Source organism: Mediterraneibacter sp. (assembly GCF_030825015.1).
Classification (GTDB): domain Bacteria; phylum Bacillota; class Clostridia; order Lachnospirales; family Lachnospiraceae; genus Mediterraneibacter.
This window is the reverse complement of record NZ_JAPJQP010000005.1, coordinates 74,263-88,431: the sequence shown is the minus strand read 5'-3', so window position 1 is coordinate 88,431 and position 14,169 is coordinate 74,263. Positions and strand designations below refer to the sequence as shown.

12 protein-coding genes and 1 tRNA gene are annotated in these 14,169 nt (G+C 42.0%); 9 read left to right on the top strand and 4 right to left on the bottom strand.

The features are described from left to right. Nucleotides 1-23 precede the first annotated feature (23 nt). The 3 genes from trkA to RCH61_RS04415 are packed head-to-tail and all read left to right on the top strand — an operon-like array spanning nucleotide 24 to nucleotide 4,506. Nucleotides 24-1,394 (top strand): Trk system potassium transporter TrkA, encoded by a 1,371-nt coding sequence (gene trkA, locus RCH61_RS04425; protein ID WP_306479998.1) that lies wholly within the window; start codon nucleotides 24-26, stop codon nucleotides 1,392-1,394. Between the two features lie 4 nt (nucleotides 1,395-1,398). Next, nucleotides 1,399-2,844, top strand: coding sequence for a TrkH family potassium uptake protein (locus RCH61_RS04420; protein ID WP_178007430.1), 1,446 nt, complete (start codon nucleotides 1,399-1,401; stop codon nucleotides 2,842-2,844). Nucleotides 2,845-2,859: 15 nt separating this feature from the next. Next, nucleotides 2,860-4,506 (top strand): CvpA family protein, encoded by a 1,647-nt coding sequence (locus RCH61_RS04415; RefSeq protein ID WP_178007431.1) that lies wholly within the window; start codon nucleotides 2,860-2,862, stop codon nucleotides 4,504-4,506. A 132-nt stretch (nucleotides 4,507-4,638) separates the two neighbouring features. Here the strand turns inward: RCH61_RS04415 and RCH61_RS04410 are convergent, their stop codons facing one another. Beyond that, nucleotides 4,639-5,061, bottom strand: a complete 423-nt coding sequence (locus RCH61_RS04410) for a hypothetical protein (protein WP_178007433.1) — start codon at nucleotides 5,059-5,061, stop codon at nucleotides 4,639-4,641. 342 nt (nucleotides 5,062-5,403) lie between these two features. Here RCH61_RS04410 and RCH61_RS04405 point away from each other — a divergent pair, with 342 nt between their 5' ends. Then, nucleotides 5,404-6,186: a ZIP family metal transporter gene (locus tag RCH61_RS04405; RefSeq protein ID WP_178007434.1), complete on the top strand. Its 783-nt coding sequence runs from the start codon at nucleotides 5,404-5,406 to the stop codon at nucleotides 6,184-6,186. A gap of 8 nt (nucleotides 6,187-6,194) precedes the next feature. Here RCH61_RS04405 and pdaA read toward each other — a convergent pair whose 3' ends face one another. After that, entirely contained in the window at nucleotides 6,195-6,980 is a 786-nt protein-coding gene (pdaA, locus tag RCH61_RS04400; protein ID WP_178007436.1) for a delta-lactam-biosynthetic de-N-acetylase, read from the bottom strand. Nucleotides 6,981-7,111: 131 nt separating this feature from the next. On the opposite strand from pdaA, the gene RCH61_RS04395 reads away from it, so the two are divergent. From RCH61_RS04395 to RCH61_RS04380, 4 genes are all read left to right on the top strand, one after another. Then, entirely contained in the window at nucleotides 7,112-8,095 is a 984-nt protein-coding gene (locus RCH61_RS04395) for a D-isomer specific 2-hydroxyacid dehydrogenase family protein (RefSeq protein ID WP_178007437.1), read from the top strand. Between the two features lie 15 nt (nucleotides 8,096-8,110). Beyond that, nucleotides 8,111-9,007 (top strand): ABC transporter ATP-binding protein, encoded by an 897-nt coding sequence (locus tag RCH61_RS04390; RefSeq protein ID WP_306479997.1) that lies wholly within the window; start codon nucleotides 8,111-8,113, stop codon nucleotides 9,005-9,007. Then, complete coding sequence (locus tag RCH61_RS04385) at nucleotides 8,982-10,967, top strand: DUF6449 domain-containing protein (protein WP_306479996.1); 1,986 nt, start codon at nucleotides 8,982-8,984, stop codon at nucleotides 10,965-10,967. Before RCH61_RS04390 ends, RCH61_RS04385 begins: the two co-directional genes overlap by 26 nt. A gap of 107 nt (nucleotides 10,968-11,074) precedes the next feature. Beyond that, entirely contained in the window at nucleotides 11,075-11,761 is a 687-nt protein-coding gene (locus tag RCH61_RS04380; RefSeq protein WP_178006459.1) for a hypothetical protein, read from the top strand. Nucleotides 11,762-11,769: 8 nt separating this feature from the next. Here RCH61_RS04380 and lepB read toward each other — a convergent pair whose 3' ends face one another. Continuing rightward, a complete protein-coding gene (lepB, locus tag RCH61_RS04375; RefSeq protein ID WP_178006460.1) occupies nucleotides 11,770-12,348 on the bottom strand; it encodes a signal peptidase I in 579 nt (192 codons plus the stop codon). 266 nt (nucleotides 12,349-12,614) lie between these two features. On the opposite strand from lepB, the gene RCH61_RS04370 reads away from it, so the two are divergent. Further along, nucleotides 12,615-13,526, top strand: coding sequence for a DNA/RNA non-specific endonuclease (locus RCH61_RS04370; protein WP_178006461.1), 912 nt, complete (start codon nucleotides 12,615-12,617; stop codon nucleotides 13,524-13,526). A gap of 174 nt (nucleotides 13,527-13,700) precedes the next feature. Here RCH61_RS04370 and RCH61_RS04365 read toward each other — a convergent pair. Continuing rightward, nucleotides 13,701-13,771, bottom strand: a tRNA-Trp gene (locus RCH61_RS04365). Nucleotides 13,772-14,169: the final 398 nt, after the last annotated feature.

Sequence of the window (14,169 nt, the reverse complement as noted above, 5' to 3'; positions counted from 1 at the left end):
AAAATTATTTAGAGGGAAAGAGAATGAAAATTGTGATTATAGGCGACGGGAAAGTTGGTTATAAACTGGCTCGTCAGCTTTCGGCGGATGATTATGACATAGTGATGATCGACAGCAATGAGAAGAAACTTCGGTTTGCCATCGACCGGCTTGATATTATCTGTGTTCAGGGCAACGGAGTGGATGCAGATGTACAGATTGCGGCAGATGTGCCGCATGCGGATCTTGTAATAGCCTGTACATCAGCAGATGAATGTAATATGCTGAGCTGCCTCATCGCAAGAAAACTTGGAGCGCGTCACACGATCGCGCGTGTGCGTAATCCGATCTATTATAAGCAGATTGGTTTTTTAAAAGAAGAACTCCATCTTAGTATGGCTGTTAATCCGGAATTGATCGTGGCAAACGACATTAGCCGTCTGCTGCTGTTCCCGGCCGCAAGTAAGATTGAAACATTTGTAAAAGGCAGGGTAGAATTGGTAGAGTTTACCGTTGCAGAGGACAACCGTCTTGTAGGAATGTCTCTTGCTGCAATCTATAGAAAATTTCAGATTAAGACTCTTGTCTGTGCTGTTGAGCACGAGGAACAGGTGTTTATTCCTGACGGAGATTATGTGCTGCGGGCAGGAGACCGGCTTCATGTGACAGGTTCTCATGAGGCAACAGAAGTATTTTTCAAAATGCATGGAAATCGTCAGATGCAGACGAAGATTAAAAAAGTTCTCATTTGCGGCGGCGGTCGTGTTGCATATTATCTTGCGGCAAAACTTTGCAAAATGGGAATGAATGTAAAGATTATCGAGAAAGATGAGAATCGCTGTGAAGAGTTATGCGACTGTCTCCCGAAAGTGACTGTGATTCATGGGGATGCGACTGACCATGATCTTCTGAATGAAGAAGGAGTGGAGAACGTAGATGCCTTTGTCGCGCTGACCGGAATCGATGAAGAGAATATTATTCTTGCTCTTTATGCCAAAAGTCAGGGCGCAGGAAAGATTATTGCAAAAGTGAATGAAGACAGACGGGCGAGAATGGTAGATGATTTTGGAATCGACAGTATCGTTTCGGCGAAAACGGCGACGGCAGATGCGATCTTAAGCTATGTCAGGGCGAGAAAAAATTCGCAGAAGAGCGCTAATGTTGAAACAATGTACCAGCTTGTGGACGAGAAAGTGGAAGCGTTGGAATTTATCGTGAAAAATGAAACGAATTATACAGGCATTACACTGAAAGATCTGCAGGTAAAACCGAATAATCTGATCGCGTGTATTGTAAGAAAACGTCAGATCATTATACCGAACGGTGATGACAGTATACAAGTCGGAGACAGCGTGATTGTTGTAACGATGGAAAAACATCTGGAAGATCTTTCGGATATTATAAAGCGGGTGTAGTGCCATGAATAAAAAAATGATCTTATATATTCTCGGGAAAATGCTCGGGACAGAAGGCCTTTTGCTGCTCATACCTGCGATCGTTTCATTGCTTTATAAGGAAAAGACGTTTATCTATTTTCTGATAGTGGCGGCGGTGCTTATGGCGTTCTATCTTTGCTTTGGGCGGAAAAAGCCGGAAAACAAGCGGATCTATGGAAAAGAAGGATTCGTGATTGTCGGTCTTGCGTGGGTTTTATGGTCGCTTTTCGGGGCGCTTCCGTTTTTCCTTTCGGATTGCATTCCGAATTATATTGACGCTGTTTTTGAGACGGTATCAGGTTTTACAACGACCGGTTCTACAATTTTGCAGAACATAGAAGCGCTGCCGAAAGGAATTAATTTTTGGCGGTGCTTTACACACTGGATCGGCGGAATGGGAGTGCTTGTATTCGTTATGATGATCACTTCGCTTGATACGGATAATTCCATGTCTCTTATGCGTGCCGAAGTACCGGGACCGGAGACGGATAAACTTGTACCGAAGGTGCGTCATACTGCAAAACTGCTGTATCAGATGTACTTTGTTTTGACGATTGCAGAAGTGATCTTCCTGATGTTTGGCGGAATGAACTTGTACGATGCGATTGTCCATTCGTTCAGTACGGCGGGAACAGGAGGATTCTCGAATAGAAATGCAAGCGTTGCATTTTATGACAGCGCCTATATTGACGGTGTGATCACGGTGTTCATGATCTTGTTCGGAATTAATTTCAATCTTTATTTCCTTCTATTACTTAAAGATTGGAAGAGCGTATTGAAAAATGAAGAACTCAGAGTATATCTTGGAGTAATTGCGGCTGCGATTGTGACGATTACGATCAATATATTGAATATGTATGAAACGATTGCCCATGCGTTCCGTTATGCTTCCTTCCAGGTGGCGGCAATCATCACGACAACGGGATTTTGTACGGCAGATTTTGAATATTGGCCCGAACTTTCTAAGACGATCCTATTGATGCTTATGGTGATTGGGGCATGCGGCGGATCGACAGGCGGCGGTATCAAAGTAAGCCGTTTTATGATCCTTTGCAAATCAATCCGTCAGGAAGTCCACAAGATGCTTCATCCGAATGCGGTGACGATGGTGCGGATGAACGGCAAAAAAGTGGGCGCAGATACGATGAGAAGTATTAATATTTATTTTTCGGCATATATATTTATTCTGATTGTTTCGGTATTGATCGTTTCACTTGATAATTTTGATTTTGCTACATCATTCAGCGGAGTTTTGACAACAATAAATAATGTAGGACCCGGAATTTCTCAAGTCGGTCCGACGGATAACTTCCATGCATTTTCTGCGTTGTCAAAGATTGTATTTAGTTTCGATATGTTGTTCGGAAGGTTGGAAATATTCCCGTATCTTCTGATCTTATCACCGGATCTTTGGAGAAAAAGATTTTAGAAAGGTAATAAAAATATGAAGAAAGTAAGCAAAAAGATCTTGGCTGTGCTGGCAGTAATCGTGCTGCTTGGCATTTATTACTATGCGGCGCTTCCGGCAATTAATATTCATTCAACAGAATTTTGGATCTTTTTAGTGATCCTTGCAGCAGCGGCGGCGTTGATCTACATCAGAAAGAAAAAATTAAACCGGTATGAAATGAAGGAATCAAAAGGACTGAAGTCGATCCTTGGGGTTCTTGTGCTGATTATTGTTGTTTATCTGTTGGGCTCTCTTTTGTCATCCCCGATCGTAAATGCAAAGAAATATCAGCAGCTTATGAATGTGGAGACAGGGGAGTTTACGAAGGATATTGAGGAACTTTCCTTTGATCAGATTCCGCTTCTTGATCGGGATTCGGCAACACTTCTCGGAAACAGGAAGATGGGAAGTATGGTTGATATGGTTTCACAGTTTGAAGTGGATGAACTTTATTCTCAGATCAATTATCAGGATCGCCCGGTGCGTGTTTCTCCTTTGAAGTACGCCAGCGTTATCAAGTGGTTTACGAATCAGGATGAGGGAATTCCGGCGTATATCAAAATCGATATGGCAACACAGAATACAGAACTTGTGAAACTCGAAAAAGGAATGAAGTATACGACAAGCGACCACTTTAACAGAAATATTTATCGTCACCTGAGGTTTAAATATCCGACGTATATTTTTGACAATCTTAGTTTTGAGGTGGATGAAGAAGGTACTCCTTATTGGGTATGTCCTGTAAAGAAATATAATATCGGGCTGTTCGGCGGCGTGACGGTAGACAGAGTCGTGCTCTGTAACGCGGTGACCGGAGAAACGATCGATTATAAAGTGAAAGATGTTCCTCAGTGGGTTGACCGGGTATATTCGGCAGATTTGCTCGTTCAGTTGTATGATTATTATGGAACACTGAAACATGGATATTTTAACAGTGTGCTCGGACAGAAAGATTGTCTGGCAACAACAGACGGATACAATTATTTGGCAATCAACGACGACGTATGGGTTTATACAGGAGTTACATCGATCACAGGCGACCAGTCGAACGTTGGATTTGTGCTGATGAACCAGCGGACGATGGAGACCAAGTTTTACGGAGTTGAGGGAGCGACCGAGGCATCGGCGATGTCTTCTGCGGAAGGTCAGGTGCAGAACCTGAAGTACGTCGCTACATTCCCGCTCTTGCTCAATATTTCAGGGGAGCCGACTTATTTTATTGCGTTGAAAGATGATGCCGGACTTGTGAAAAAATATGCGATGGTTAATGTTCAGAAATATCAGATCGTTGCCATCGGAGATACGGTAAGTGAGTGTGAAAGCGTTTATACAGACTTAATGTATGAAAACGGCATCAAGGAAAAAGAGAAAGATACGAGGGAAGTGCAGACGATCACAGCTCCGATCACAAAGATCGCACAAGGTGTTGTAGACGGAAATTCCCATTATTATGTTATGGTGGAAGGTTCAGATGCTATTTTCGATGTATCTGTTGTCGATTTCATAGACATTATTCGTTATAACGTAGGAGATGAAGTGACGATCGAATATAAAGAAGGCGAAAAGAGCAATACAGTTATGTCGTTGAACGGAGTGAAAAATAAAGCAGATCTGCAAAATAGCGATACGGCGAATGAATAATCTTAAAAAACGAGTGAGATCCGAAAAGCGGACTTCACTCGTTTTTTGCAATGGCGACCGCTTGCAATCCCCAAATGTGCCTTTTGGCACTTCCGGTGCTTAGCGGTATCGATACAAATTAAGTTTTATAAGTTAGCTGACAACTGTACAATCAGAGGAATCAATCCCCGGAATATCTTTCTTATCTGCGCTGATGCTGAGATAAAAATCAATATTATTTTCTGTTGAAATTTTGTTTAATTTGTGAAGGAAAGCGGCAAGACTTTCAAGAGTGATGTTTGCCTGTTTTAAAACGCTGTCAATAAAGACTGCTTCGATATCGTGGTTTCCGGCTGCCATGCCATAGAGAAAACCTACGAATTCTTCGAGTGTCAGAATGTCCGGATAATCTGCCATACGGATTACACGGATGTTGAAGTCAACCGTGTAAGTATCTTTATGACTTTTTTTGATAAATACTACATTACCGTTGGATGTTTTTACTTTCTCGTTAGCAAGATCGATCATCTGCTGGGTTTTTCCGCTGCCTCTTGGGCCTGTTACTAAATATACCATGGCGAATCTCTCCTTTATGTAAGTATTGTTTGAGAATCTCACCTCTCAAATGTGATAAATCCATTATACACTAATTCTATGTGTGAAACAACTAAAAAAAGGATAAAAAACTAAAAAAAATTAAACAATATTACCATAAAAGAAAAATGATGAAAGGGATAATGAGAATTGATATCAAATTTCTTGAAATATAAAATGATGTGTGTTATGATCCGGTATATAAAGTGAGCAGATTCCTGGCAGATGCATATGATAAAGTATCGGTGAAATTTTATAACTAAAGGCTGCGGAAAAGGGAAGAGAAAAAAGGATGTCTGCAGTATAGAAATCGGAGGGATGAAAATGAACAGTAATATTTTATTCGGAATCATGATTCCGTTTCTTGGAACAGCACTTGGTTCTGCGATGGTGCTTTGCATGAAAAAAGAGATGAACGTTCGGCTTCAGAAGATGCTTCTTGGATTTGCGTCAGGAGTGATGATTGCAGCATCTGTTTGGTCGCTTTTGATTCCGGCAATCGATATGTCCGAACAATCGGGCGGGATCTCATGGCTGCCTCCGGCGGTCGGATTTTTATTTGGAATGGGTTTCCTTCTTCTTTTGGATACATTAATTCCGCATCTTCATTTTACAGAAGAAAAGCCGGAAGGTGTTCCGGCACAGTTAAAAAAAACGACGATGCTTGTCCTGGCGGTGACGCTTCATAATATTCCGGAAGGAATGGCGGTCGGAGTGACATTTGCAGGCGTGATGACTGAAAACACTGTAATCTCTCTTGCCGGAGCGCTGGCGCTTTCAATCGGGATTGCAATCCAGAATTTCCCGGAAGGGGCGATCATATCGATGCCTTTGAAAGGGCAGGGACTGTCAAAAGGAAAGGCATTTTTCTATGGGGCAATGTCCGGTATTGTAGAGCCGGTTGCGGCGATAATAACAATCTTCCTGACGGGGATTGCAGTGCCTCTCCTTCCTTATCTTTTGTCTTTTGCGGCAGGTGCGATGATTTATGTTGTCGTAGAAGAATTGATCCCGGAATCACAGAGCGGAGAACATTCTAATATCGGGACGATCGGAGTAGCGGCAGGCTTTGTGTTAATGATGGTGCTTGATGTAGCGTTAGGGTAAGCGTAAGTTCAGGGAAGTTGAGTTAAAGGTTTGATCTGATATCCCATTTCTTCCCATTTTGTTAATAACTCATCCAGTATTTCGGCATTTGTTCTTGAAGTGCTGTGAAGCAGGACGATGGCGCCGGGATGAATGCGTTTCAGCAGTTTATCAAAAGCTTCTTCTTTGGTCGGCTGATCGGTATCATACCAGTCAACATAGGCAAGACTCCAGAAAAAGGTCTTATATCCGAGCTCCTGCGCCATTTTTAAATTTTTTTCGCTATATTTTCCTTGCGGTGGACGGTAGAAACGAACCATTTCTTTTCCGGTTGTTTCTTTATATATATTCTCCACATCTGTCAGTTCTTTTTGAAAGGTTTCAAGTGTTGAGATTTGGGACATATCGGGATGATGCCACGTATGGTTTCCTACGATATGTCCTTCCTTTTGCATTCTTTTGACCAGTTCAGGATTTGATTCGATATAAGTTCCGACAACGAAAAAGGTGGCAGATGCGTTATGCTTTTTTAATGCGTCTAAAATTTTTCCGGTATTTCCGTTTTCGTATCCGGCGTCAAAAGTAAGATAAAGAACTTTTTCTTCGGTTTCCTGCATATAATAAGCGTCATATTTTGCAAGTTCTTCGGCGGAGGCGTTGGCAGTCGGCGGAGTATTTTCTTCGTGGAAACTCAGCCCCCAGTTTCCGTCCGAAGCGGCAGAAGTGAGGCTTCCTGCTCCGGCGCCGATCACATAGGATGATAGAAAAAGAGCCAGGAGAAAGAAAAAACTTTTTTTAGAAAATTTAGAATGCATCAGTATATAAACCCCTTAAGTTTTGTCATATTTATATGAATGATTTGGAAAGAATATGAGAAAAGAGAGGTGGACATTTTAAGGAAAGGGGAGTAAAATGAGGCAAATATATAGCGTAAGAGGTGATGAAAATGAAGATTTTTGTATATAGTTACAGAGAGTTTGACGAGGCAGAGTATTTTGAAAAGTTTTCCAGGGAGTATCATGTGGAGCTTGGTATTTGCACAGAAGCTCCGTCACTTGACAATGCATGTCTGGCAAAAGGATATGAATATGTAAGTATTCTTACGACAAAGATCGACAGACCGCTTTTGGAGAAGTTTCAGGAACTGGGAGTGAAAATGATATCGACAAGGACGATCGGATATGATCATGTGGACATAGAGGCTGCACGGCAGCTTGGAATCCGCGTGAGCAATGTTTCGTATTCGCCGGAGTGCGTGGCAGATTATACGATGATGCTCATTTTGATGTCTGTCAGAAAGATGAAGCGGATCATGCAAAGGGAAGAGCTGAATGATTTCTCCCTTCCCGGAATTCAAGGGCGTGAACTTCCGAATTTTACAGTAGGTGTTCTTGGTACAGGACGGATCGGACAGGCGGTAATCCGTGATCTGTCAGGATTTGGATGTAAGATTTATGCGTATGATAAGTATGAGAACGAGTCGGTGAAGCAGTATGCACAGTATACAAAACTTCAGACGATCTATGAAAAATGTGACCTGATCACTTTGCATATGCCTCTTTCGGAAGAGAATTTCCATCTTCTGGATGCATCGGCAATGGAGCAGATGAAAGACGGAGTTGTTCTTATCAATACGGCACGGGGAAGTCTGATCGATACGAAAGCGCTGATCGAGGCTTTGGAATCTGGAAAAGTCGGCGCAGCAGGACTGGATGTCATTGAAGATGAGTTCGGTATGTATTATTATGACAGAAAATCAGACGTCCTTTCGAAGCGTGATCTATATATTCTGCGCGGATTTCCGAATGTGATCGTAACGCCGCATATGGCGTTTTATACGGATCAGGCAGTGAGCGATATGGTAAAACATTCGATAGAAAGCTGTATCTTTCAGGAACAGGGCAAGGAAGATCCGTGGAAGGTTGTTTAAGAAAAGAGGAGTCATATGATCCGTGTGGAGAAACTTTTGAAAAATTTTGATGATGTATGTGCGGTAAACAAGGTGACTCTTACTATTCCTGAAGGAGAGATGTTTGGTATTCTCGGAACGAATGGAGCCGGAAAGACGACGCTTCTTCGTATGATTGCAGGCGTGTTGGAAGCAGATGACGGCAAGATTGTTGTCGATGACACTGAAATCACGTCAGGGCAGGTGTCTGAAGAGATCTTTTATCTTCCTGATGATCCTTATTTTTTTCCAAATGCTTCCATGGAAGAAATGGCTTCGTTTTATAAGAAACATTATCGTTGCATGGATGTTGAAGCGGCGGCATATATGGCGGAAAAACTGGATTTGGAAATGAAACGTCCTCTTCGCACATTCTCAAAAGGAATGAAGCGTCAGGCATTCCTTATTCTTGCACTTTGTGCCGGAACAAAATATCTTCTATGTGACGAGGTGTTTGACGGACTTGATCCGATCGTGGCAGAGGTAATGAAAAATCTGTTCCGTCAGGAGATGAGAGAGCGGAAGCTTACTGTGATCGTGGCGTCTCATAAACTTCAGGAACTGGAAGATATCTGTCAGAGTATAGCAATCCTTCATAAGGGCGGAGTTCTTACTTCGGGAGATATGAAGCGCCGGGCAGGAAATATATGCAAATATCAGTGCGTATTTCCGGATCAGACAGATTTAGAAGAAGTAAAAAGGGCAGTCGATCTGATCCGTTTTCATGTGGACGGATATTTTGTGACGGTCATCGTTCGCATGCAGCCGGAAACAATTTCGCGTTTAAACAGCTTTTCGCCTGTTTTTATGCAAGAAGTTCCGATGACGTTAGAAGAAATCTTTATAGCGGAAATGGAGGGGAAAGACTATGACATCCGTAAAGTGCTTCAGTAATTGGTTGAAAGAAGCCGGGAGAGGACACCTTACCGCTTTGTTTGGCTGGATGGCATTTTTTATTTATGCCGTTCTTCTTGTGATGCGTTTGAGCCTTGATACGTCTTATACATTTTTCGGGATCGGGAATATTGTTCTGCTTTGGATGAGCGTTGGTTTGGGATTGCTTTTTTCTTTTTTGGAGTTCTTTTATTTGCTGCAGCAGAAGAAACAGGATTTTTATTACAGTCTTCCGGTGAAAAAAGAGATGATTTTTTGGTCGAGATATGTGCATGGGATGATTCATTTCTTTCTGCCGTTTCTGCTTATGATCTCAATATGCGGAATATGGCAGGCGATGATCGATCCGGAATTTGCACCCGTTGTCGGAAGCTATACGTCAAAAAGTATTCTTGCATTCGGACTGACTTTTTTGATTTTTTATCATATCGGGATTTTGTGTATTTCGGTATGCGGTAATTTTATATGTGCGGTTTTGCTCTGTGTTTCGCTTATCGTTTATTCGTCCCTGTTTATTGAGAATGTGATCACAGTATTTGCAAAAAATTATTTTGTTACTTATTATAAAATAGAATTATTTAAGAAATTAATTAATATACTATCTCCTTTTGGAGTGGCAAGACAGCTTACAGGAATCGGAGTGTATGAAAAGAGGGTCGCTTTGCAGTATCCGCTTCCGGTAACTTCTGTAATAGCAGCGGTTGTGTGGGCGGCAGCGCTGTTCGTATTGTTTTTCTTTGCTCAAAAGAAGCGCAAACCGGAATATGTAGGAACATTTTTCATGTTTCGCGCGGTGCAGCGGCTTACAGAAATTTTGCTTTCTTTTTTGGCAGGAGCGTGGTTTGCGGCATTTGTGGCGGAGCTGATGAAAACAAAAGGTTTGTTTTTCGGGCTTGCAGAAAGCCTGTGCGGGGCGGCGGCAGCTCTTTTTGTATCTTGTCTGATAGAGCTTTCTGTAAAGAGGCAGGGAATTCATATGTTCCGAAGGAAAGGGCAGTTAGCGGCAGTAAGCATTGCTGCGGCATGTATAGGTCCGGCTATGATGTTTGGCGCACGTTCTTATGACGGATATTTTCCGAAAGAGGCGGAAGCAGTAAGCGTTGTGATCGAGGGAGTGGGGATGAGCCACGATGAGTATGGACTGCTTGACGGGCGGGAAAACACAGTGACAGAGAAATATTTGTATCATTACCGGATGACCGGAGAAGGGAAGGCTACGGCGCTTCAATGGGCGAAAGGTTTGACGGATACTATGGGCGGCAGAAAGAAGCCGGAAGGAAAATCAGAGGTGACGCAAGCGACTGTTTGCTATGAGACAAAAAGCGGGAGCAGGCATTATCGTACCTATCCGGTGACGGAAGAAAAGCTTCGGCAGTTTTCTCTTGTTTATGAAACAAAAGAGTATAAGACGCTTGCTTATGAGGGCGTTTTACTTGAGAAGGTGGGAGCAGATAAGCTGAGTTGGAACGACGGCATTTTTTCGCAAATTATGAAAATAAAAGCAGAGGAAAAAGAGGAACTTTTAAAGCGGTATAAGGAAGACGTTTTCGAATTTCGGATGGAGCAGCTTACGGAAGCGCTTCCTTGTGGGATTCTTGAGGTTTCGTCTTCGTTAGATGGCGGAGAAACCGAATTGATCATCTATCCGTTTTTTGAAAGAACATGTGAGTTTCTTGAAAACAACGGGATCGATCTGAAAAAACAGCTAAAAGATTATCCTGTTGAATCTGTGGAAATAAAAGAAACTTCCGCAGTTCCGGCAGGCGTAAGCGGAGGGAGTTATGTACATTTCTATGAAGAACCTGAGGAGGTAGATCAGTGGAAGGATAGATTGTTCCCGAAAGTTTTTGATGTCCAGCAGGTGCTCTGTCCGATGGATCGGTCTCGAAACGCAGAGGCGGTCGTATGTGATGAGGAAACAGCGTCTTATGTAAAAGTAAAGTGTATTTTGAAATTGTAAGAAAACAAGATTTTGAAAGGAGGATTTTGTCCGGGGCGACAGAATTCTTCTTTTTTTTTACTTCGGAAGTGCTATACTGTGGCGAAATAACAAACAGGAGGCATGGAATGGAGAAAAAAGAACACAATAAAAAATGGATGCCGATCGCAGCAATAAGCATACTTTTGATAGTTGTGACGGTGGGGATGTATTTGTATGTAAACAGATTTGATGCGTCAGAATATGTACAGGCAGTGCTCGATGTGTCTTACAAAAATAAAACGGAGTTGTATGAGGAAGTGGCAGATGTGTCCGAGAAAGAAGCAAAAGCGGTATTTCAAGAAAATCTTGACGCTACGATGGAGGGATTTGAAACGTCTGATATGCCGGAATCTTTGAGGGAACAATATCGAGAACTGTTTGGGGAAATTGCGAAAAATGTAAATTATACAGTGGGTGAAGCGCAGAAGGAGAAAGATGGAACGTATACTGTACAGGTAAAAGTAAAGCCTGTTACACTTTTTACAGATACATATGAGACATTTCTGACTCGTGCCGAAGAGTATGCAAAAGAAGTGACAGACCGCGTGACAAAGGGAGCGCAGATGCCAACAGATGAAGAGATGCAGAAAGAAATTTACGGTATTTATTATGAAGTGCTAAAGCAGCAGATTGAGGCCGGAATGCTGTATGGAAGGGCAGAGGATGTGACGCTTCATATCGAAAAAGAGCGAGGGGGAAGTTATGAGATCCGCTCAGAGGATATGAAAAAACTGGATGGACTTCTAATTGAAGAAGCACATCCAGTTGAGTGAAACTGTTTTTATTCAAGAAACTTCAGTTTGTTTAACGGCCAATAACGAAGGAATGCTTTTCCTATGATTTCGTCTTTCGTGACAAAAGTGTGTTCCCAGTAACGGGAGTCTTTCGAGTTGTTTCTGTTATCTCCCATGACAAAATAGCAGTTGTCAGGTACAGTGTATGGACCGAAAGAACCTTGCATAAATTCTTTTGTCTCTACATCTTCAAGGGGAGTGGCAGAACCATCGATGAAGATCTGCCCGTTATGGATCTCTACTGTTTCCCCGGGAAGACCGATGATACGTTTGATAAAAAGCTGACTTTCGTCATCGGGATAGCGGAAAATAATGATATCAAAACGTTCTGGTTCACTGAAAGTGTAGGATAGCCGATTGCCGAAAACCCGGTCTCCGGTCATGATCGTATTTTCCATAGAACCGGAAGGAATCTCGGCGTTTACGAGGACAAAGTGATTGACACAAAGAGCGATCACAACTGCAATGGCAAATGTCAGTATCCATTGAAAAAATTCGCTATTGGAAGAAGTTTCTTTTTTAGGTTCTATCGGTTCTTGCTTTTCGTCAAAACATTCATTAGGCATAAATTTGTTCCTGCTTTCCATAAATAGTGTGTACTTCAATAATAACGATTGTCTGAAAGATTTTCAAGATGCAGTATGCACATGTCTGGAAAGAAAGTGTGCATATGCTTGGAACGTATTATATGTTTGGGAAGAACGCATTCACACATTAGGCGGGAAAGAATTTATGACAGGGTATAAGGAAGCGGAGGTTTAAGACGGTTTTTGCAGGAAAGAAGCTTCTGTGGTACAATGATTCTCTATAAAAAGATAAGGGAGTTATAAATATGGCGAAGAAGAAAAAAGGGGTTATCATTACAAGTATATGTTCGTTATTGGTAGGAGCGGCAGTGATTGCCGAAGTGGTGATCGGAGGAGATACAGGCAGTAAAGAAAGTTATGTCTCTGTTGCCGAAGTGCCGGAATATGAAGGAGAACCGTATGTTATATTGGACGGAAACGAACCGTCGTTTACAGAGGAGGAGATGACGACGACTGCCTATGAAGAGTACAGTCCATTGGATCGTTACGGGCGATGCGGAACAGCGGAAGCCTGCGTTGGAGAAGAGCTGATGCCTGATGAGAAACGTGGTGATATCAGCAGTGTGAAGCCGACGGGATGGCAGTCTGCCCGTTATGAAAATGTGGAAGGCGGCTCTCTTTATAACCGCTGTCATTTGATCGCATATCAGCTTTCGGGAGAAAATGCGAATGAAGAAAATCTGATCACCGGAACACGGTATATGAATACAGAAGGGATGCTTCCGTTTGAGAATCTCGTGGCAGAATATGTCCATGAAACGGATCATCATGTGATGTATCGCGTCACTCCGGTGTTTGAAAATGATAATCTTGTTGCTTCAGGAGTGCAGATGGAAGCAGAATCTGTAGAAGATAACGGAAAAGGAGTTAAGTTTAACGTCTATGTCTATAATATTCAGCCGGACATTGTTATAGATTATGAAACAGGGGATAATCGGGCAGAAGAAACTGAAAAGAAAGACCGGACGGAGTCTGCCGATTCGGATGAAAAAGAAGCAAAGAAGGAGTATGTTCTGAATACGAATACGCATAAATTTCACAAACCGGATTGTGCAGGTGTGAAAGATATGAAAGCAAAAAATAGAAAAACATATAAAGGAAAACGGTCGGAGCTTCTTGAAGAGGGATATAGTCCGTGTAAAAGCTGCAATCCTTAATTTTGGTAAATAAAATATTTTCTTCTCTGCATTTTGGCGGAAACTTTCTGTATTAATTAAATTATCTGTAAAGAATTTTCTGCCAAATGTATGTTTGATTACCTTCTGTATTTTGATAAAAACAAAAGTCTTGAAAAATAGCGATTTTACGCCATTTCCAAGACTTTTCAACAGCAGGGGATGAGAGAATCGAACTCCCACCAAAGGTTTTGGAGACCCCTATCATACCATTTGACCAATCCCCTATGTATGTTTGACTGCTTATCGCAAGTCACTTGTATATCATACCTGTTTATGTTGGATTTGTCAAGAAAAAATAAAGTTATTTTTGAGAAAAGGTAAAACAAATACAAACATATAAATATGTCGGGAGAATACGGCGGAAATTTACTGAAAATATATTGAAGAAGCGGGGAAATTATCGTATTATTAAAGAAAAAAACACTTTCTGTATGACGATTGTGCAAAGTGGGAAAGGAGATTAAAATGAAAAACAAATTTATTAAGAAATGGCTGGTTGTTCTGACCACAGCGGCTATGATCGTTCCGGCAGGACTTCCGGTAAGTGCAGAGACGATGGATGTGCAGACGGAAGCAGAGGAACAAAAGGTGGCGGATGTGCAGACAGCAGCACAGGAGCAGA